Origin of the sequence: Paenibacillus xylanexedens (genome assembly GCF_007680605.1) — a bacterium.
Classification (GTDB): Bacteria; Bacillota; Bacilli; order Paenibacillales; family Paenibacillaceae; genus Paenibacillus; species Paenibacillus xylanexedens_B.
In genome coordinates this window covers 2,817,424-2,836,963 of the sequence record NZ_VEIO01000001.1, presented here as the reverse complement: position 1 = coordinate 2,836,963, position 19,540 = coordinate 2,817,424, and the positions used below count along the sequence as shown (strand labels likewise).

The 19,540-nt window shown below is 48.0% G+C and carries 19 protein-coding genes; all 19 read left to right on the top strand.

Going from position 1 to position 19,540, the window contains the following annotated elements; translation table 11 throughout:
• Window positions 1–76: 76 nt before the first annotated feature.
• The 19 genes from FS818_RS12660 (at window position 77) to recO (ending at window position 19,299) form a co-directional block, all read left to right on the top strand.
• Window positions 77–1,261, top strand: a complete 1,185-nt coding sequence (locus FS818_RS12660) for an exonuclease SbcCD subunit D (protein ID WP_145332141.1) — start codon at window positions 77–79, stop codon at window positions 1,259–1,261.
• Window positions 1,258–4,677: an SbcC/MukB-like Walker B domain-containing protein gene (locus tag FS818_RS12655; RefSeq protein ID WP_145332138.1), complete on the top strand. Its 3,420-nt coding sequence runs from the start codon at window positions 1,258–1,260 to the stop codon at window positions 4,675–4,677. The genes FS818_RS12660 and FS818_RS12655 overlap by 4 nt, the downstream gene beginning before the upstream one ends.
• A gap of 326 nt (window positions 4,678–5,003) precedes the next feature.
• Window positions 5,004–5,348 carry a hypothetical protein gene (locus FS818_RS12650; RefSeq protein WP_145332136.1) on the top strand — a complete coding sequence of 115 codons (345 nt, stop codon included), beginning with the start codon at window positions 5,004–5,006 and terminating at the stop codon, window positions 5,346–5,348.
• A 219-nt stretch (window positions 5,349–5,567) separates the two neighbouring features.
• Window positions 5,568–5,927: a histidine triad nucleotide-binding protein gene (locus tag FS818_RS12645; protein ID WP_145332134.1), complete on the top strand. Its 360-nt coding sequence runs from the start codon at window positions 5,568–5,570 to the stop codon at window positions 5,925–5,927.
• Window positions 5,928–6,107: 180 nt separating this feature from the next.
• Window positions 6,108–6,281, top strand: coding sequence for a 30S ribosomal protein S21 (rpsU, locus tag FS818_RS12640; protein WP_005547957.1), 174 nt, complete (start codon window positions 6,108–6,110; stop codon window positions 6,279–6,281).
• A gap of 15 nt (window positions 6,282–6,296) precedes the next feature.
• A complete protein-coding gene (locus tag FS818_RS12635) occupies window positions 6,297–6,740 on the top strand; it encodes a GatB/YqeY domain-containing protein (RefSeq protein ID WP_090914751.1) in 444 nt (147 codons plus the stop codon).
• A gap of 426 nt (window positions 6,741–7,166) precedes the next feature.
• Window positions 7,167–8,489 (top strand): NfeD family protein, encoded by a 1,323-nt coding sequence (locus tag FS818_RS12630; protein WP_145332881.1) that lies wholly within the window; start codon window positions 7,167–7,169, stop codon window positions 8,487–8,489.
• Window positions 8,490–8,650: 161 nt separating this feature from the next.
• The gene (gene floA, locus FS818_RS12625) at window positions 8,651–9,658 is read left to right on the top strand and encodes a flotillin-like protein FloA (RefSeq protein WP_090914749.1); all 1,008 of its coding nucleotides are present in this window, start codon (window positions 8,651–8,653) and stop codon (window positions 9,656–9,658) included.
• A gap of 13 nt (window positions 9,659–9,671) precedes the next feature.
• The gene (locus tag FS818_RS12620; protein WP_145332132.1) at window positions 9,672–10,280 is read left to right on the top strand and encodes a hypothetical protein; all 609 of its coding nucleotides are present in this window, start codon (window positions 9,672–9,674) and stop codon (window positions 10,278–10,280) included.
• Window positions 10,281–10,486: 206 nt separating this feature from the next.
• Window positions 10,487–10,780 carry a sporulation protein YqfC gene (yqfC, locus tag FS818_RS12615; protein WP_123062571.1) on the top strand — a complete coding sequence of 98 codons (294 nt, stop codon included), beginning with the start codon at window positions 10,487–10,489 and terminating at the stop codon, window positions 10,778–10,780.
• Window positions 10,777–11,970, top strand: coding sequence for a sporulation protein YqfD (yqfD, locus tag FS818_RS12610; RefSeq protein ID WP_145332130.1), 1,194 nt, complete (start codon window positions 10,777–10,779; stop codon window positions 11,968–11,970). Before yqfC ends, yqfD begins: the two co-directional genes overlap by 4 nt.
• A gap of 6 nt (window positions 11,971–11,976) precedes the next feature.
• Window positions 11,977–12,948 carry a PhoH family protein gene (locus tag FS818_RS12605; protein ID WP_145332128.1) on the top strand — a complete coding sequence of 324 codons (972 nt, stop codon included), beginning with the start codon at window positions 11,977–11,979 and terminating at the stop codon, window positions 12,946–12,948.
• A 16-nt stretch (window positions 12,949–12,964) separates the two neighbouring features.
• On the top strand, window positions 12,965–15,214 hold the full coding sequence (locus tag FS818_RS12600) for an HD family phosphohydrolase (protein ID WP_145332126.1): 2,250 nt from the start codon (window positions 12,965–12,967) through the stop codon (window positions 15,212–15,214).
• A 33-nt stretch (window positions 15,215–15,247) separates the two neighbouring features.
• Window positions 15,248–15,745: an rRNA maturation RNase YbeY gene (gene ybeY / locus FS818_RS12595; protein WP_145332124.1), complete on the top strand. Its 498-nt coding sequence runs from the start codon at window positions 15,248–15,250 to the stop codon at window positions 15,743–15,745.
• On the top strand, window positions 15,745–16,122 hold the full coding sequence (locus FS818_RS12590; RefSeq protein WP_145332122.1) for a diacylglycerol kinase family protein: 378 nt from the start codon (window positions 15,745–15,747) through the stop codon (window positions 16,120–16,122). Before ybeY ends, FS818_RS12590 begins: the two co-directional genes overlap by 1 nt.
• A 776-nt stretch (window positions 16,123–16,898) precedes the next feature.
• Window positions 16,899–17,312: a cytidine deaminase gene (locus FS818_RS12585; RefSeq protein ID WP_090914732.1), complete on the top strand. Its 414-nt coding sequence runs from the start codon at window positions 16,899–16,901 to the stop codon at window positions 17,310–17,312.
• A 32-nt stretch (window positions 17,313–17,344) separates the two neighbouring features.
• Window positions 17,345–18,244 (top strand): GTPase Era, encoded by a 900-nt coding sequence (era, locus tag FS818_RS12580; protein ID WP_145332119.1) that lies wholly within the window; start codon window positions 17,345–17,347, stop codon window positions 18,242–18,244.
• 128 nt (window positions 18,245–18,372) lie between these two features.
• Entirely contained in the window at window positions 18,373–18,513 is a 141-nt protein-coding gene (locus FS818_RS12575) for a YqzL family protein (RefSeq protein ID WP_090914728.1), read from the top strand.
• A gap of 33 nt (window positions 18,514–18,546) precedes the next feature.
• Entirely contained in the window at window positions 18,547–19,299 is a 753-nt protein-coding gene (gene recO, locus FS818_RS12570; RefSeq protein ID WP_145332117.1) for a DNA repair protein RecO, read from the top strand.
• Window positions 19,300–19,540 lie beyond the last annotated feature (241 nt).

Sequence of the window (19,540 nt, the reverse complement as noted above, 5' to 3'; positions counted from 1 at the left end):
GAATATCTTTTGTTCAATGAGTGACGAATGAGGGATGAAATGATAGAAGACGTAGTAGAGAGAGGTGGAACGGACGATGCGTATCTTGCATACGGGAGACTGGCATCTGGGGAAAACGCTGGAGGGACGAAGCCGGCTCCGCGAACAGGAGGATTTCATCGATGAACTCGTCAAACTAGCGGACGATCAGCAGGCTGATGCCATTTTGATGGCTGGAGATGTGTATGATTCGGTGAATCCGCCTGCGTCGGCGGAACAGCTGTTTTATGAGGCGGCGGCACGTTTGACTGAAAGTGGCAGGCCACTTGTTGTCATTGCAGGTAACCATGATCAACCCGAACGTGTAGCTTCGGTAACTCCCCTTGTGAACAGACAGGGAATTACATTAGTAGGTACACCTGTGTCAGAGGCTGTTACTATTCATACCCGTCGAACCGGGGAGACAGCGCATATTGCGGCTTTGCCCTACCCCTCGGAAGCGAGATTAAATGAGCTGTTAACCACAGATGGTGACGAGAATGTACTGCGTCAAGCATACAGCCGCAGAGTAGGGATGTTAATGCAACGTCTGGCGTCTTCCTTTCGTCCGGATACAGTCAATCTCGCTATGAGTCATATCTATGTATTGGGCGGAGTAGAGAGCGATTCTGAACGGCCTATTCAGGTGGGGGGAGCGTACACTGTAGATCCTTCTTCCCTGACCACTGGTGCTCAATACACGGCTCTGGGACATCTCCATCGTGCGCAAGCCGTCAAAGGAGACGGTGTGATTCGGTATAGTGGGTCTCCCCTGGCGTACAGCTTCTCGGAAGCGGGGCAGAGCAAATCCGTTACGATGGTGGACCTTACGCCAGGTGGAGCTGCACAAGTAGAAGAAGTGTTGCTTACCTCAGGCAACCCACTGGTTCGTTGGAAGGCGAGAGGCGGTCTGGCGGAAGTGTACCGTTGGCTGGACGAAGGGCGTGACTCACAGGCATACATCGACATGGAAGTCTGGCTGGAGGATGCAATGTCTCTAAAAGAAATTCAGCAGTTACGTAAAGCTCATGAGGGCATTATCCATATTCGCCCGGTGTATCCGGAGATGGAGGCCGCAGGGTTCACGGAACAACGTTCAGAACTGCCTGTGCATGAGCTTTTTCGCAAGTTTTATCAGCGCCAAACCGGTGGAGCGCTACCAGAAGATAGCTTGGTACAACTGTTTCTGGAGTTAGTGGATGAAGATGAGCCAGGCGTGCGTGAGGAGGTCGAAGGCCGATGAGACCGATTTTATTGAAAGTCGCCGGGCTGCAAAGTTATCGTGAGTTGCAGGAGATTGATTTTACGGTACTTACCGAAACAGGTTTGTTTGGTATTTTCGGACCTACCGGCAGCGGCAAGTCTTCCTTGCTTGATGCGATCACCCTCGCCATGTATGGCAAGGTGGAGCGGGCAGTCAATGGTACACAGGGCATCATGAATCATGCTGAAGATTCGTTATCGGTTGCTTTTACGTTTGAGCTTGCTTCGGCGGCTGGAACCCGTAGATTTCGGGTCGAGCGGCGCTTTAAGCGTAACAATGAAGTGTCCGTCAGTAATACGGTCAGCAAGTTTATTGAAACGATTGATGGAGAAGATCAAGTGTTAGCTGACAAGCTGGCAGAAGTTAATCGGTGCGTTGAAGATGTCATTGGTCTGAAAATGGATGATTTTACGAGAGCGGTAGTATTACCGCAAGGGAAATTTGCCGAATTTCTTTCCCTGAAAGGCAGTGAGCGGAGGCAGATGCTGCAGCGGCTATTTCATCTGGAGAAGTATGGAGATCAGCTCGCGATTAAATTAAGTCGGCGGGTCAAGGATAATGATATGGCTCATCAATCCCTTGCTGCGGAGCAGCAGGGACTTGGCAATGCGAGTAAAGAAATGCTTGAAGAAACAAAGCAGTTGCTTAAGGCAGCGGTTCAGCACGCAGAATCCTCACGGAAAGAGCTGGATTCGGCGGTGAAGGAAGCAGAACAGTTCGGTCGGATTCGTGAGCTGAATAAGGAACAACAAGTGCGATTGCAAGAACAGCAACAACTCCACGCCAAGGCGGAACAGATTGAAGCGGATGAGGAGCGTTTGAAACGGTCGGGAGCAGCCGAGAAGATGCTACCTGCGCTTCAGTCGGTTCAAGACGCATCAGCAGCCCACAAGCAGCGACAAATGGAAGCAGAAACTGCTACGAAACTGGCGTCGGAGCATGAACATGTGGCTTTGCAGGAAGCCGAAAAGGCAGAAGAGGCTCGGGGGCAGCTTGGAGCCGAAGAGCCCAAATTGCTCCTGCGTCTGGATCAATTGGAACAGGCCAAAGAGCTGCAACGCGAACGTGATGTTCTGCAGGCGGATTGCTCACGGCTAGCACAGTTGATGGAGAAAGGGCAGGCCGAACAGGCAAACTTTAGACAACAGCTGGATAAAGAGCAGGAACTGCAAATGCGTGGACGCAAACGGCGTGAGGAATTGCAGGAAAGTCTCAAACCGAATGAAGTGAAATCAGAAGAACGCAGACGACTGCAAGCCGCGCTTGAGCTGAAACATCGGATCGATACAGCGTTTGAGCAGGTGAAACAGCATAAAGCGGACATGCAGACCTATCAACAGTCTGCAGAACAATGGGCTGCCAAGCTGGGAGCGGCAGCTGCGGAAGAGGGACGCCTGACCGAACAGCGCGAGCAATTGGTGGAACAGGCGTCAGCAGGTCTTGAGGCCTTGCTTGCCTGTGAGCAGGATATGAACAGTGAACAGCGCTTGCTGGCCCGTGCGGAGGAGCAGCTACGCCGTTCGATGCGTGAGCAGGAGATGCACCGGCTTTCCGCTGCCCTGCGCGCCGAATTGCGGGACGGCGAGCCATGCCCGGTGTGCGGCTCCGCACACCACCCGCTCCCGGCTGCGCCGCCGGGAGAAGGTCCGCACGCAGACGATGCGGACCTGGAACTGTTGCGCAGCCTGCACGCGGAGCTGCAGGAGCTGCGCTTTGGGCTGCGCCAGCAGCTGCACGAACGTCGCAGCCTGCTGACGCAGCTTGGCGCCGCGGCCGGCGATGCCACGGCCGCAGCCGAGGCCGCGCCTGCGGCAGCGGAGCCCGAGCCTGCCGGATCGCCCGAGGATGGGCGATCTCCGGCGGGCTGGGCGGCGCGTGCCGCTGCGCTGCGCGAAGCCGCGCAGGCGCTGGCTGCCGCAGCAGCGCCGCTGCAGGGCGAAGCCGCCGCGTTGCAGCAGGCGGCTTCTGGCGCGCAGCAGCGCCGCATGGAAGCGGCAGCTGCGCAAGAGGCCGGCCGTGCCGGGCTCGCCCAGGCGGAGCGCAAGCTGGCCGAGAGCGAAGCCGCTACGGCTGCGTTGCAGAGCCGCTGGGCCGCGGAAATGCCTGACATCGCCCAGGAGGAGGCCGCAGGCCTCTATCAAGCGATGCAGGAGCGCGATGCACGCGCCGAAGACATCAAGGAACGTCTGGCCAAGAGCGTGACGTTCCTTGAGGAGAAAGAGCAGCTTGTCCAGTCATTGCAGCAGAAGCTGGTGGAATTGGACAAGCAACTGATCCAGTGGCAGACCGAATGGCAAGGCGGCAGCAAACAACTGGCCGAGAAAGAAGAACGTTTGCGCCAGTGGGTAGGAGAGCAAAGGGTAGAAGATCTGATCCGCGAGACACAGGATCGCCTCGATGGACTGCGCAAGACTGCCGAGCTAGCTGCAGAGCGATTTAAACAAGCGGATGCACAGAAGCAGGAATCGGTGAAACGTGACGTAATGGCCGGGCAGGCCGCCGCATCAGCTGCAGAACATCTGGAGTTGGCACAGGAGCGCTGGCGGCTACTCTTGGAGCAATCCGCGTTCGAGACAGATATCGCTGTCACACAGGCGGCGCTGGCTGCCGAGGAAGCAGAACGGCTACAGAAAGAAATACAGCATCATCGTGAGCGAGAGCGCGAACTTGCTTCTCAGCTACGTGAATTGGAGCAAAAACTGGATGGTGCGGTTGTGACTGAGGAACAGTGGATCGCTTGCACAGAACGTTTGAAACAGGCCAGATATGAGGATGAAACTGCCCTGCAGGTGAAAGCACGTGCCGAACGGGATCTGGAGGATGTGCAGCAACGCCATGTTCGCTGGACGGAGCTGGAGACGAAACGGCTGGAGATCAGTCACCAGGGCGAGTTGCTTAGCAAGTTGCAGACCGCGTTCCGGGGGAATACGTTTGTCGAGTACATTGCCGAAGAGCAACTGATGCAGGTAAGTCATGCGGCTTCCCAGCGTCTGCGCTTCCTTACCAAGCAGAGGTATTCCCTTGAAGTGGATTCGGGCGGCGGCTTTGTGATCTGTGACGATGCCAACGGTGGTGTGAAACGTCCGGTATCAACCTTGTCTGGTGGAGAAACGTTCCTGACCTCGTTGTCGCTTGCGCTGGCACTATCCGCCCAGATTCAGCTGCGCGGGCAATATCCGCTACAATTTTTCTTCCTGGATGAAGGGTTCGGCACATTAGACCCGGAACTGCTGGATACGGTTATTACTTCACTGGAAAAATTGCATGACGATCGACTGGCTGTGGGCATTATCAGTCACGTTCCTGAACTGCGTGCGCGTTTGCAACGCAAACTGGTCGTGATTCCGGCTGGTGATGCGGGTACAGGTTCCAGGGTTGTGATGGAAAGTCTATGAGTCCAGGATGTGTATAAATGATTTATTTGTAAAAATATTTCTTTTTTTGATATCACGCGATAACAAGTGAGTTTCGTCACAGATACAGGTTCAACCTGCTGTTATACTACAGCTAAGCCGACAAACTTGTTTTAAGCCCCCCGTCGGACATCTGTTCAGGAAGCTTCCTGTATAGATGTCCGCGTAGCCGGACTTCTTCGGAAGGCCGCTCACGAGGGGCTTCTTTTTTTGCATTCTTGTTCAAAACGTCTTGAACACAGTGTCAATTCGCCCAGAGTTGAATACGATGAAGGGTGAAGAAGAACTGAATTGGGAGGCGATTAGGCATGGATAAAGTAGCGGCTAAAAAACTATGTAAGGATCACATTCATCGTTATGTCTGTATCCAGATGAATGATGGTTCATACTATGATGGCATTGTAGAGAATGTGGATGATGAGATGATTTATTTGGCTGTTCCGGTTGGCAATGAAGTCATGGGAAGTCATGCAAATGCAGCGCCCAATATGATGCCTATGGTTCATTATCCGGCGACGCCAGCTCGTGGGTTTTATCCTGGATACGGGTACCCCGCTCCTTACCCTTATTACGGATATGGCCGTCGACGTTTTAACAGGCTGGTGCTGCCTTTGTTTGCCCTGACGGCACTAACCTTATTGCCGTACTATTAAAATGGTTTAAATCCTTATTAATTCGTATCAAAGAAATCATCATCCAATCACGGTCATACCTCGGCAATGGGACACCCTGCCTCTAGGTGTGGCTTTTTCTTTTACAGATGATCAGAGAGCGGAAAGGAGTCATCTGCCAAGCATTGGACGTACGATTTTACTTTTAGTATGATATAGGGGTATACATAATTCGAACTCAAAGGAAGGAGGGATTGTACGATGGATTGCTTATTTTGCAAAATTGTAGAGGGCACCATTCCCTCCAACAAAGTACTGGAAAACGATCATGTAGTCGTATTTCACGATATTCATCCTGCGGCACCGACCCATGTGTTGATTGTTCCGAAGAAACATATCGCTTCCATGAATGATGTAACCGCAGAGGATCTGCCCTTGATCGGAGAAATTCATATGGCTGCACAGGAGGCTGCCAATCGGCTCGGTGTGCAGCAATCGGGATACCGCCTGATTAACAATTGCGGCCAAGATGGCGAGCAGACGGTGCACCATTTGCACTACCATTTGCTGGGCGGAACCAGACTTGGTGCGCTTACAAGTTTGTCTGATTCACACCAATAAAAAGGTCGTATGACGTTACTCAAGTTGTAAATTTGTTTTTGCACTTGAAAAAATGCTGTAGCTCAGCTAATATTAAGGGATCACGTTAAGGTTGACACTTTTATTGCCTTTCGCCTATAATGAAAGATGATGAACCGTGTTATTGCTCTTGGACGGTCTGGTCGGAGGGAGGGAAAACTGGTGTCTGAAACTAAAGTTCGCAAAAACGAGACTATTGATGCTGCACTTCGTCGCTTTAAACGTTCCATCGCTAAAGATGGCGTATTGGCTGAGGTGAAGAAACGTAAGCATTATGAGAAGCCAAGCGTAAAGCGCAAGAAAAAGTCCGAGGCTGCTCGTAAGAGAAAGTTTTAGGAGGATTTTAACTACATGAATCTTAGCGAACGATTGAACGAAGATATGAAGCAAGCGATGAAGAGTAAGGACAAGTTCAGACTCTCCACCATTCGGTTGATTCGTTCGACGATCAAGAATCTTGAAATAGATTTGAAAAGAGATTTGGATGACAACGAAGTGCTTGATATCCTGAGTCGTGAAATCAAACAGCGCAAAGATGCCCTCCAAGAATTTGGCAAAGCAGGTCGCGAAGAACTCGCGGCAAATGCCGAAGCGGAAATTGAAATACTTATCCAGTATCTTCCTGCACAGCTTACCGAAGAAGAAATTAAAGTAATTGTACAGCAGACCATCCAGGAAACCGGTGCTTCTTCGAAAGCCGAGATGGGGAAAGTGATGGCGGCCCTTATGCCGAAAGTCAAAGGCAAAGCGGACGGCAAACTGGTTAATCAAGCAGTTCAACAATTTCTGCAATAAAGCAAATTCAATAAACACCTCCTGACTTGTCAGGGGGTGTTTTTTCATGATTTATTCGATACTCTACTCCTGTTCATACTCTATTCATCTCCATATGAAATTGCGAGATACCTCTTTTGAGAGCATGTTTAGCACAACATGCTGGCATATAAATGCTCACATAAGATCGAAGTAGCGGCACTTATTATGGCATGTCTTGCTTTCTGCTCATCGAAAATGCTTGCAATTTATAAATATTGGATTATAAACTTGATTTTGGGTATATATTTCTTGCATTTGCTGGAGTATTCAAATATAATTTTAAGTTTTTGAAACGTAATGTTGCATTGTACGTAATAAATACCATAAGCTGGACAGTATAACATTATTGGAAAAGGGGGGACTAATGTGAAGGGAAAGCGCCGGAAGAAGCTTACGGGGTCACTAATGCTCTTGATGCTGCTGACGCTTTTACTTCCTGTCTGGATTGGAATACCGTCAGCGCATGCAGCTGAGAAAAGCGGCGCCGTATATATTATTCCGGTGGATAAACCAATCGAGCAGGGATTAGGCAAATTCATGGAGCGCGGATTCAAGGAAGCAGAGAAAATGAATGCTGGCTTGATCATTCTTGATATCAATACGCCGGGAGGCCGTGTGGATACTGCAGATGCGCTAGGCACCATGATTAAAGACAGTCCTATCGAAACGTTGGCTTTTGTCCGTGGTGATGCTGCATCCGCAGGAAGTTTTCTTGCGCTGAATGCAGATAAGATCGTAATGTCACCAGGCAGCATGATTGGTGCTGCGGCTATGGTGGACAGCACAGGCAAACATGTTGACGATCCCAAGCTGGTAGCATACTGGACGAGTAAAATGGAGGGCGCAGCCCAAAAGAGCGGCCGGGATGGTGATATTGCGGCAGGTATGGCCGACGTCAATATAGTGGTAGAAATGCCTGAGATCAATAAAACCAAACAAAAAGGCGAAATTATTGCTCTTTCCGCGGAGGATGCGCTTAAAGTGGGTTATGCGGACCACATCAGCAACACACCTGAGGAAGCAGCGGCATGGCTTGGTTACAATCAAGAAAATGTGTTCAAGCTAGAACGCACTGCTGCAGAGAATATTTCTACCTTTTTAACCAATCCGATTGTGATGACTGTACTGCTGTTCATTGGTATTGCCGGTGTCATTATTGAACTGATTGTGCCTGGGTTTGGGGTTCCGGGAATCGTCGGAATTGTATGTTTTGTGCTTTATTTCTCTGGAAACTACATTGCGGGGTTTGCAGGGGCTGAGACATGGGTATTATTTACGGTCGGGCTTGTCATGATGATTCTGGAGATGTTTATTCCGAGCTTCGGTATTCTGGGCATTTTGGGATCCATTGCGCTGGTGGCCGGGGTTGTCAGGGCGGCTTACGATACAAGTGATGCGTTTGTGTCCCTGGGAATTGCTTTTGGGGCTGCACTGGTCGTAATCGCGATTATCGCTGTGGTCTTCAAGGATCGAGGAATATGGAATCGATTCATCTTAAGCGATAAGTTATCGGCAGATCGTGGATACTCCTCGGCGTCAGAGCGTAAAGAACTGATCGGCTTGCAAGGCATCAGTCTTACACCGCTTCGCCCAGCAGGAACGGCGATGTTCGATGGTGAACGAGTCGATGTGGTCACCGATGGTGCATTCATTCCTGTGGATACACCTGTAATTGTCATCAAAGCAGAAGGCTCCCGGATTGTCGTACAACAGGCTTTGCCGGTGTAAATCTGCGCTTGCCGAAGTGATGGTGCCGCTTCGGCGAAGTACATAACCTGTTGCCAAGCTGCGGGCAATGTGGTGGAGTGATGTTTCAGCAGCGGATTAATCAGCGTCAGTTCTGATGCTCTTTTTACAAAAAACATATTGCAAACGGAGGAATTAAATCTATGGATCCAATGATCACGATTTTGCTCATCGCGGTACTCGCTATTATCGTACTGAGCGTATTTTTCAGCTTTTTCCCGGTTATGCTCTGGATCTCGGCCATCGCGTCAGGGGTAAGAATTGGTATTATTACATTGGTGGCGATGAGATTGAGACGTGTAACACCAAGCCGAATCGTTAACCCGTTGATCAAAGCAACGAAAGCGGGACTTGGCTTGAACATTAACCAGCTGGAGAGTCACTTCCTAGCTGGTGGTAACGTTGACCGCGTTGTTAATGCTTTGATTGCTGCGCAACGTGCAAACATTCCACTCGAATTCGAACGTGCTGCTGCGATTGACCTGGCAGGTCGTGACGTATTGCAAGCCGTGCAAATGAGTGTAAACCCACGTGTTATCGAAACACCAATCGTATCTGCCGTTGCCAAAGACGGTATCGAAGTTAAAGTTAGAGCACGAGTTACGGTTCGTGCCAACATTGATCGCCTCGTCGGTGGTGCTGGTGAAGAAACGATTATTGCCCGCGTCGGCGAAGGTATTGTAAGTACGAACGGTTCTTCGAACTCCCACAAAGATGTCTTGGAAAATCCGGATTTGATCTCTCGTACTGTATTGTCCAAAGGTTTGGATGCAGGTACTGCGTTCGAAATCCTGTCTATTGATATCGCGGACGTAGACGTAGGTAAAAACATTGGTGCCTTCTTGCAAACCGAGCAGGCGGAAGCAGATAAACGTATTGCGCAAGCAAAAGCGGAAGAGCGCCGTGCGATGGCCGTAGCGCAAGAACAAGAGATGAAAGCGCGCGTTGTTGAGATGAGAGCGCGTGTCGTTGAGTCCGAGTCCCAAGTACCACTTGCCATGTCCGAAGCGCTTCGCAGTGGCAAAATTGGCGTAATGGACTATATGAACCTGAAAAACATTGAAGCGGATACTCAGATGCGTAACACTTTGGGAAAACCTGCTGAAGGTTCGAATTCCAATGATCAGGGTGATTCCAAAAACGGAAGATAGGCGGTGAATGTAAATGAGCCTATTCGAATGGATATTTAACAACCTCTATGTTGTAGCGGTTATTGCTTTTGCCCTCTTTTCAGTTCTTGGAAAGCTGGGGAAGTCAGCAAACCCCAATCAGAAGCGTCCCGGAAACGGGATGCCGACATTTGGCGGTGGCGAAGATGCGAATCGACGCTCAGGAAATGACTCTTCGCAGCAGCAGTCAGCCGGACACGATGACCGCCGTTATGAGGAGCAATATGATGAGCGTTATGACGATGGACGATATGATGATGAGCGTTACGACGAACGTTATGACCAGCCTTACACTGAACCGGCAGCGACTTCTCGTCCGGGGGATGATTTTAGAGACGACCAATCACTGAATAGCATGCGGAGTTCGGTAGATGAGCAGATGAGATTGATGGAAGAGCAACAACGTATGATACAGGACAGACTGAATCGTATTTCTTCAGCGACTTCTCCATCTGTATCGAATTCAAGTATGGAAGAGGCAGATACAACGGATTCAGTGCCCTCTCGCCTTCGTCAAGAAGATATTCGTACGGGAGTACTTTGGGCGGAGGTACTGGGTTCTCCTCGTTCGAAGCAACCTTTCGGAACGAGAGGGAAGTTGTAAAAGTAAGTGAGAATATAGAGGATAAGTGATTCGCCCGTTTTAAAGTAGAACGAAGCCTTTTCTGGGGAGCAAAATGCCTCCGGAGAAGGCTTTTTTTCGTATGCCTGTATTTTCAGCAAAATATGTACGTAACCGCTCACCAATTCTTCATAATTTCCTGAATTTGCGCATAAGTTGAACTGTAGAGGAAGGGGGAAGACCTTCGAATGACCCGGATCAGCCGCAAGCTGCGCAGATGGACCAGCGAGGTGCTGGATTTGCCGCAGGATGTGCTTTATGATATGCCACGGTTAACCCTGATCGGCAGCAAGCAACTGTATATAGAGAATCATCGCGGCGTTATCCATTTCACGCCGGATCGCATCGTACTGGCTCTGTCACAAGGTCAATTGGAGATCAAAGGCAGTGCTTTGGTCATACGTAACATTTTGCCGGATGAAGTAGCTATCGAAGGTACGATTCTGGATATTCATATGAATGGAGTGGAGGGAAACGGATGAAGCAGCCTAGTCTGTATAAATTGCGGGGAGCCGTGCGGATCAAAGTTACAGGCGGAGATATCGAGACATTAATTAATGCAATAACAGAGCAGAGACTGAGTGTATGGGATCTACGTGCACAGGATGGACGCCAGGCGGAGATGAGCATTTTGCTTCCGCATTTTTTCAGACTGCGTCCTGTTGTAAAGGGGACAGGCTGCAGAGTGAAAATTATGCACCGTAGCGGTTTTCCTTTTTTCCTCGCTCGTCTGTTTCGCAGAAAGTTTTTTGTAGGGGGCATGCTGTTCTTTGTGGCGGCACTATTTGCCCTATCGTCTATGATCTGGAATGTAGAAGTGAAAGGGAATGTAACGATTCCGACAGACGAAGTACTGGCCGCGGCTAAAAAAGAAGGCATCTACCCTTTTCAATGGGGGTTCCGAATGAAAAGTCAGGACAAGCTCTCCAGACAGCTGGCGCTGGCACTGCCTGATGTGACCTGGATTGGCGTAACGAAAGAGGGGACAAGGGTTACGATTCAGGTCGTTGAGTCCGCACAGCCTAAGCGAGAGCCTCTACTGAATCCAAGGCATCTCATCAGTAAATCCGACGCGGTGGTCACTCAGATCTATGCTGAACAGGGACGCCCCGTAGTACAGAAGAACACACGTGTCAAGAAAGGACAAGTGCTGATTTCGGGCATCCTGGGTGACGAGGAAAATACAAAAACGATTGTTGCCAAAGGCGAGGTCCGGGGCATGGTCTGGCGGGAATATGATATACAGGTTCCGCTGATTCAGAAACATCAGACGATGACCGGAGAAAGTAAAGAGCGATTTTACGTGGTGCTGGGAGATTGGGCGATTCAATTATGGGGGTACGGAAAAACTCCTTTTAGTTCATATGACACGGATACGTATCACAAATCTCTGACCTGGCGTTCATTCACCTTGCCGATGGGATGGATGACGGAAAAGGATATGGAAACGAATTTCCATCAGGAAGAGCAAGGTGTGGATTGGGCTAAAACGAAAGGATTAGAAGGGGCGCGAAATGATATTTTAGCCAAAAACGGTAAAGGCACAAAAATTTTAAGTGAAAAAATTTTGCATGAGAAGAAAGAGAATGGTAAAGTTTATATGAAAGTATTATTTGAAGTGGAAGAAAGCATCGCGGAAGAACTTCCGTTAGTCCATAGTCAAGGAGAATGAGGATATTTGTCAGAGCAAACACGCAGTATACAAATCTCGCTCCAAAGTGCGGGAGAGGGGCAATCTCTGTTTGGACCCCAAGATATTTTTCTGAAACTGATTGAATCCGAGATTCCAGCCCAGATCGCTTCGCGCGAAGCAGAGATTAATATCTTTGGTACTGTGCAACAGGTGGAATCACTTGAACAACTATTTGATGTATTACTGCAATTGATTCGCAATGGGTATGTGTTGACTGAAAGAGATGTCCAATATGCGATAGAGCTTGCTAAAGATTTGCGTGCGGATCAGCTACTGGATCTGTTTAAAGGTGAAATTACGACGACATACCGTGGTAAACCAATTCGTGTAAAAACGATTGGACAGAAACATTATGTAACCACGATTAAAAAACGGGATATTGTATTCGGGATTGGTCCAGCCGGAACCGGTAAAACGTATCTGGCTGTTGTGCTGGCTGTTGCCGCTCTTAAAGAGGGCAGTGTCAAACGTATCGTGCTTACAAGGCCTGCGGTTGAAGCGGGCGAAAGCCTGGGTTTTCTGCCAGGTGATCTGCAGGAGAAAGTAGATCCGTACCTGAGACCGCTGTATGACGCTCTATACGACGTTATGGGACAAGAACAGACGGCTAAGGCTCTGGAACGCGGATTAATTGAAATCGCTCCCTTGGCCTATATGCGTGGTCGTACGCTGGATGATTCCTTTATCATTCTGGATGAGGCACAGAACACAACGCCTGAACAGATGAAAATGTTTTTAACCCGTCTTGGGTTTGGTTCCAAGATGGTCATCACCGGAGACGTGACACAGATTGATTTACCGCGTGGCAAAAAATCAGGACTTGTGGAAGCGAGTACGATCCTGGGTGAGGTTCAGGAAATTGGATTTGTACATTTCGCCGAACAGGATGTCGTGCGGCACTCCCTCGTCCAGAAAATCATTGTGGCTTACAACCACGCCGCAGAAAATCAAGCATAGAAAGGGATTGTCTAAAGTGACCTCGAAAGAAATGTCAAAAGGCAAATCTTTTCAAAATAGAGCGACAGGATGGAAGTATAGCGTGTGGGCGCGCTATCTTCTCTTTTTGTTTTTAGTGATCCTCTTTTACGTGAGTCTTTCTTCTAAACTGTTACCTGAGCGCTACGATATTCAGGAAGGTACCCGCAGTGAGGTAGACATTGTTGCGCCAATGCAGATTCCGAATAACAAGGCTACACTGAAGGCACAGGAAGAAGCGGCCGAACGTGTGCAGCCAATATATCAGATCGTGCAGATGCGTAACGAAAACCTGATGACTACGCTACTGGATCGCATTGACCGTTTGAATCAGGACGACCAGATCTCAAGTCAGGATAAGATTGATATCTATCGGGATGAGATCCCGCAACGTCAGAAAGACTTTGTGTCTAACTATATTAATAACAATCGGAAAACAGGTACATACTCCGACACTTTACTGGAAGAGATTCGAAACGTCGTACAGGAACAAAGTTACCGTATTCCTGAAGAAACGTATATCAAAATCTCACGTCTGACTTCAGATGATATTCAGGAAATGAAACCTGTTGCACGAGACATTGTCGCGAGATTGATGACAGACCAGGTTAGCGAGGCTACAACTGCACGGGCAAAAGTGGCGGAGATGGTTAGTGCAAGTTCGCTTAGCAAACGTACGCAGCGTGAAGTGGTACAGGAACTTACGCGTCTGGTGGTAACGGCTAACCGTTTTTATGATGAAGAGGGAACCAAGGAAGCAAAGGTCCAAGCCCGTGAAAATACACCGACGGTGTTTATCAAGCAGGGGGACACGCTTGTATCTAAAGGGGAGATGATTACCCCGGAAATGTATGCACTGCTTAATGAGAATGATTTGCTGAAAAATGAGGTCAACTACTGGCCGCAGCTGGGATTGCTTTTGTTTTCCTGTATGCTGTCGGCAGCGATTTTGATGTTTATTCAGCAAGGCAGTGGAACACATTTCAAATATAATAATGCCCAGCTGCTTATGCTTGTTCTCATCTTTATTATTTCAATTGTTGTAATGCACGTGACAGCCTTGATTCAGACCAATGAACGTCCATTTATCGGTTTTCTAGCACCGGTGGCTGTTGGAGCGATGCTGATTGCCCTATTACTGGATACATCACTTGCATTTGTATGCTCGATTCTTATCGGTATACTGTCTAGCATTATTTTGAATACACACCAGGGTCAGCTTTTTGACTTTGAACTTGGCTTCTTTGCAGTTGTCGTTTCGTTTGTGGCGATTTTTGCAACGCACCGAGCGAGTCAGCGGTCAACGATCTTAAAAGGGGCTATCATGGTCTGTCTGTTCGGGTCTCTGGCTGTCTTTACACTGGCTTTAATTGATACAGGGGACTGGAACAGAACAACAACACTGTACGGCATTGGATACGCCTTTGCAGGCGGGGTACTGACAGCTATTCTGGTTATCGGGCTGATGCCGTTTTTTGAAACGTCGTTTGGCATTCTATCGGCACTTAAACTGGTTGAGCTTTCGAATCCAAATCATCCGTTGCTTCGCAAGTTGCTTACAGAGACACCGGGCACGTATCACCATAGCGTTATGGTTGGCAATCTATCCGAAGCGGCCGCTGAGGCTATTGGTGCAAATGGATTGCTCTGTCGAGTAGGGTCATATTATCATGATATCGGGAAGACCAAGCGGCCGATCTATTTTATTGAGAACCAAAACAACATGGAGAATCCGCATGATTCGATTGATCCCAAACTAAGTAAGTCTATTATCGTTGCGCATGCGCGGGATGGCGTTGAGATGCAGAAGGACTATAAGCTACCGAAGCCGATACGGGATATTGCCGAGCAACATCATGGTACAACATTCCTCCATTACTTCTACCACAAGGCGTTGCGTCAGGCGGAAGAAGCAGGGATTGAACCGGATTTCACGGAAGAAGATTTTCGTTATCCGGGACCGAAGGCGCAATCGAAGGAGTCTGCTATTGTAGGGATTGCCGACAGTGTTGAAGCGGCCGTTCGTTCGTTACGCAAGCCAACGGTGGAACAGGTAGAGTCCATGATTGAAAAAATTATCAAAGGTCGCCTAGATGATCATCAGTTTAACGATTGTGACCTTACGATGCGTGAGCTGGATATCGTGGCCAAAACGTTAAAGGAAACGGTCATGGGCATTTTCCACTCCAGAATCGAGTATCCGGAAGAGATCAAGAAACCTAAACCCCCGGCACCTGAAGCCGGTTAATCAATATTACGAGCAGACAGGAGTTATGAAAGAATGAGTCTTAATCTCGCATGGAATAATGAACAACAGGATAAAGAAATTACAGAACCGATGATCGCGATGCTGGAGCAATTGTTGACTCTCGCAGGTGAAGCTGAGGGCATAACGGAAGGAGAAGTCGCGCTCACGTTTGTTGATGATGAGCAGATTCACGAACTGAACCGTGATTATCGTGGCATAGACCGTCCTACAGACGTATTGTCTTTTGCAATGAATGAATCGGTGGATGAAGAGCTAGACATCATTTATGAGCTTGATGAGGACGAGGAGATGGAAGAAATGCCGGATGTTCTTGGTGACATCATTATTTCTGTTCCACGGACGATATTGCAGAGTGAAGAGTATGGACACTCATTTGAGCGTGAGCTTGGTTTCCTGTTTGTTCACGGCTTCTTGCACCTGCTTGGTTATGACCATCAAGATGAAAAAAGTGAGGCAGAGATGATGGGGAAACAGGAAGCTGTTCTTGCTCAAGCCGGGTTGACACGATAATGAAGAGGCGCTCCTGGGGTCTTGTATTTCTCAACGCTCTGGAAGGAATTGCTTACGGCTTGCGTACGCAACGGAATGTTAGAGTTCACACAGGGGTAGCCATTTTGATGTGTGCAGCCGGATTTTTTTTCCACATCTCCAGAACGGACTGGATGTTTGTGTTGGCAGCTGTATTTATGGTGCTGGTCACTGAATTGATGAACACAGCCGTAGAAGCCGCTGTTGACTTGGCCCAGCCTGATATTCATCCGCTCGCAAAAGCGGCAAAAGACACCGCGGCTGGGGCAGTTTTACTGGCTGCGGTGTTCGCTGTCATCATAGGATGTATTGTTTTCCTCAAACCAGTTTTGTCCTGGTTAAAGCTGGTGTTTGGATAACGGTAATCGGCAGGTTGTTCTGTCATCGGAGTGACCAGTGTAATCTTAAGGTTTAAATGTTTTAATTGCACACCACCAATAAAGTGTGCCTCTGCCTTTAAGTGGTTTCCCCAAGATTACACAATAACGGAAAGGACAGAAAAAACCTGAAGAAGCAAAGCGCTCGCCTTTATCATCGGATTTTCACTTTGGAAAAAGTGATCGAAAAAATCCGAGGATAACAGCGATCGGAAGGTTGTTCTGTCATCGGAGTGACCAGTGTAATCTTAAGGTTTAAATGTTTTAATTGCACACCACCAATAAAGTGTGCCTCTGTCTTTAAGTTGTTTCCCCAAAGATTACACAATAACGGAGAGGACAGAAAAAACATGAAGAAGCGAAGCGTTCGCCTTTATCATCGGATTTTCACTTTGGAAAGAGTGATCGAAAAATCCGAGGATAACAGCGATTGGAAGGTTGTTCTGTCATCGGAGTGACCAGTGTAATCTTAAGGTTTAAATGTTTTAATTGCACACCACCAATAAAGTGTGCCTCTGCCTTTAAGTTGTTTCCCCAAAGATTACACAATAACGGAGAGGACAGAAATAACATGAAGAAGCGAAGCGTTCGCCTTTATCATCGGATTTTCACTTTGGAAAAAGTGATCGAAAAAATCCGAGGATAACAGCGATCGGAAGGTTGTTCTGTCATCGGAGTGACCAGTGTAATCAAATGGTTTTAAGCAACTTAACTCAAAGAGCACACCTTTATACACACCCTAAGGGAGAGAAAAATAAATGGATAATGGCTTGTTAATGCAGGAAGCAATAAAGGCACGCACAAAGGCGTACACGCCATATTCCCATTTTGGAGTAGGCGCAGCTTTGCTGGATAGCGAAGGACATGTTCATCATGGATGCAACATTGAAAATGCGGCATATACACCGGGGAATTGTGCTGAGCGTACCGCGATGTTCAGTGCTATTGCCGGAGGACATAAGCCGCGCAGTTTCAAAGCAATGGCGATCGTAGGAGATACCGAAGGGCCGATTGCCCCTTGTGGTGTATGCCGTCAAGTGATGTATGAATTGTGTGAACCAGACATGAAAGTCATTTTGGGTAATTTAAAAGGTGACTTGTTAGAAACAACAGTTGCTGAATTGCTGCCATGGGCGTTTGGTCCCTCAGACCTGAACTCTGCCAAAAAATAAAATTCCAGGCCTAGGCGCCTGAGGAGGAACATATGAAAAAACAAGCATTTAAATCCGGATTCATTGCCATTATTGGACGTCCTAACGTTGGTAAGTCCACTTTGATGAATCAGGTGATTGGTCAGAAAATTGCAATTATGTCGGACAAACCGCAAACGACGCGTAACAAAATTCACGGGGTGTACACATCCGAAGAACAACAAATTGTTTTCCTGGACACACCGGGTATTCACAAACGTCAATCCAAACTTGGGGATTACATGAATGAAACAGCTTTGAACACACTTGGTGAGGTTGAAGCTGCCTTGTTCCTGATCGATGCATCTGAAGGTATGGGCGGCGGAGACCGATATATTGCCGAACAATTGAAAAGTGTGCGCACACCTGTCATTTTGGTCATGAATAAAATTGACAAAATTGCACCGGAGGCGTTGCTGCCATTGATTGACGAATATCGCAAACTGCATGATTTTGCGGAAATCGTGCCTGTGTCTGCTATGCTTGGTAGCAATGTGAGCACGTTGCTGGAACAAATCGGTAAGTATTTGCCGGAAGGTCCTCAGTACTACCCGGAAGACCAAGTGACGGATCACCCTGAGCAGTTTGTCTGCGCAGAGCTGATTCGTGAGAAAATTTTGCAAATGACACGCGAAGAAGTGCCCCACTCAATAGCCGTGACGATTGAAGACATGAAAGTTCAGGATAATGGTGTCGTTTATATATCCGCAGTCATCTTTGTAGAACGTGATTCACAAAAGGGTATCATTATCGGCAAGCAAGGGGCGTTGCTCAAAGAAGTAGGGAAGCGCGCTCGTCAAGATATCCAAAATCTGCTTGGCTCCAAAATTTTTATGGATCTTTGGGTTAAAGTGAAAAAAGACTGGAGAAATCAGGATCGCGTGCTGCGTGACCTCGGCTTCGGACGAGAGTAGTCGTTACAACAAGATGTGATATCAGGGCAAAAAATTTATCCATTAATTGCAACACATAGTTTTCTTTGCAGGACTCCATCCTATCGGGTATAACCAGACGTCATTTCCGAAGAGAGGATGAATTTCCGATGCGGGATTTTTCATGGAAGGTATTTTCAATGACAGGGGATGTGGAATCCTATTTGTTATATACCGAGACGTGTAACTCGTCAGGACAGGAGTCAGATACTGCAAGGGAAGTGAGTGAAGATGAAGAAGCTAAAGAATAAAGGGCTGATTCAGGAATGGTTAGGTGACGAGGCATGTTATATAGGGTGGAAGGCATTGTCATCCGCAGCATGGACTACGGTGAGGGGAATAAAATCGTAACGCTTTGCACCGAAAGTGGCGGAAAAGCAGGTGTACTCGTTCGGGGGGCCAAAAAGCCCAAGAGTCGCCATGCTGCACTGGTGCAGCCCTTTACTTATGGTCAATATGTTTATTTTCGCAACACCGGCCTCGGTACACTGAATGCTGGAGAAATTATCGAATCCAATCATGAGCTCAGGGAAGATTTGGTTAAGGCTGCTTATGCTTCCTATGCATGTGAACTGCTCGATCGAGTGCTTCAGGATGAAGAGACAGGGGCGTTTTGGTTCAAGCAATTAAAAGCTTGTTTGCAGGCTTTGAAAGAAGATAAAGATCCGTTAGTCATTATAAGTCTGTATGAGATGAAAATATTACAGGCAGCGGGTTACGGACCGCAGTTGGATGAGTGTATCTCGTGCAACCATGAGCGTCCCGATGAGCAGTTATTTATTAGTCCAAGGCTTGGCGGTGTCTTGTGCAGGGCATGTAAACATTTTGACCCGCCAGCGATGTCCGTTAGTCCAAAGGCTTTAAAGTTGCTTCGCTTGTTTGTGCAGCTGGATCTGCAGCGCTTGGGAAATATATCGGTAAGTGAATCTACGCGTAATGAAATTAAAAAGGTTATGCGGGCTTTCATGGATCACCAGCTAGGTCTTCATCTCAAATCCCGTTCTTTCCTGGATCAAATGGAAAAGTACGGGATTTGAGCTGTGATCACGCCTGAAAATAGTTGTTGACTTCATACTTTATTTTATATATTATGAAATATAAATTCTCTTTTTGGAGACATGCATTGAACGAGAAAGTAGGAAACTCGATTTAAAATATGATTGATACACATATGAGCTGAGTGAATTAGCTTGTGTATCAATGATAAGCGAGTCAGGGACGGTGAGAGCCTGATTGAATCGGTTTTTGAACAAGGCGCTCGGGAGCATGAATGGACAC

Coding starts and splice junctions, on each gene's coding strand:
- FS818_RS12660 (WP_145332141.1), top strand. CDS start 77: ATGCGTATCTTGCATACGGGAGACTGGCATCTGGGGAAAACGCTGGAG.
- FS818_RS12655 (WP_145332138.1), top strand. CDS start 1,258: ATGAGACCGATTTTATTGAAAGTCGCCGGGCTGCAAAGTTATCGTGAG.
- FS818_RS12650 (WP_145332136.1), top strand. CDS start 5,004: ATGGATAAAGTAGCGGCTAAAAAACTATGTAAGGATCACATTCATCGT.
- FS818_RS12645 (WP_145332134.1), top strand. CDS start 5,568: ATGGATTGCTTATTTTGCAAAATTGTAGAGGGCACCATTCCCTCCAAC.
- FS818_RS12635 (WP_090914751.1), top strand. CDS start 6,297: ATGAATCTTAGCGAACGATTGAACGAAGATATGAAGCAAGCGATGAAG.
- FS818_RS12630 (WP_145332881.1), top strand. CDS start 7,167: ATGCTCTTGATGCTGCTGACGCTTTTACTTCCTGTCTGGATTGGAATA.
- floA (WP_090914749.1), top strand. CDS start 8,651: ATGGATCCAATGATCACGATTTTGCTCATCGCGGTACTCGCTATTATC.
- FS818_RS12620 (WP_145332132.1), top strand. CDS start 9,672: ATGAGCCTATTCGAATGGATATTTAACAACCTCTATGTTGTAGCGGTT.
- yqfC (WP_123062571.1), top strand. CDS start 10,487: ATGACCCGGATCAGCCGCAAGCTGCGCAGATGGACCAGCGAGGTGCTG.
- yqfD (WP_145332130.1), top strand. CDS start 10,777: ATGAAGCAGCCTAGTCTGTATAAATTGCGGGGAGCCGTGCGGATCAAA.
- ybeY (WP_145332124.1), top strand. CDS start 15,248: ATGAGTCTTAATCTCGCATGGAATAATGAACAACAGGATAAAGAAATT.
- FS818_RS12590 (WP_145332122.1), top strand. CDS start 15,745: ATGAAGAGGCGCTCCTGGGGTCTTGTATTTCTCAACGCTCTGGAAGGA.
- FS818_RS12585 (WP_090914732.1), top strand. CDS start 16,899: ATGGATAATGGCTTGTTAATGCAGGAAGCAATAAAGGCACGCACAAAG.
- era (WP_145332119.1), top strand. CDS start 17,345: ATGAAAAAACAAGCATTTAAATCCGGATTCATTGCCATTATTGGACGT.
- FS818_RS12575 (WP_090914728.1), top strand. CDS start 18,373: ATGCGGGATTTTTCATGGAAGGTATTTTCAATGACAGGGGATGTGGAA.
- recO (WP_145332117.1), top strand. CDS start 18,547: ATGTTATATAGGGTGGAAGGCATTGTCATCCGCAGCATGGACTACGGT.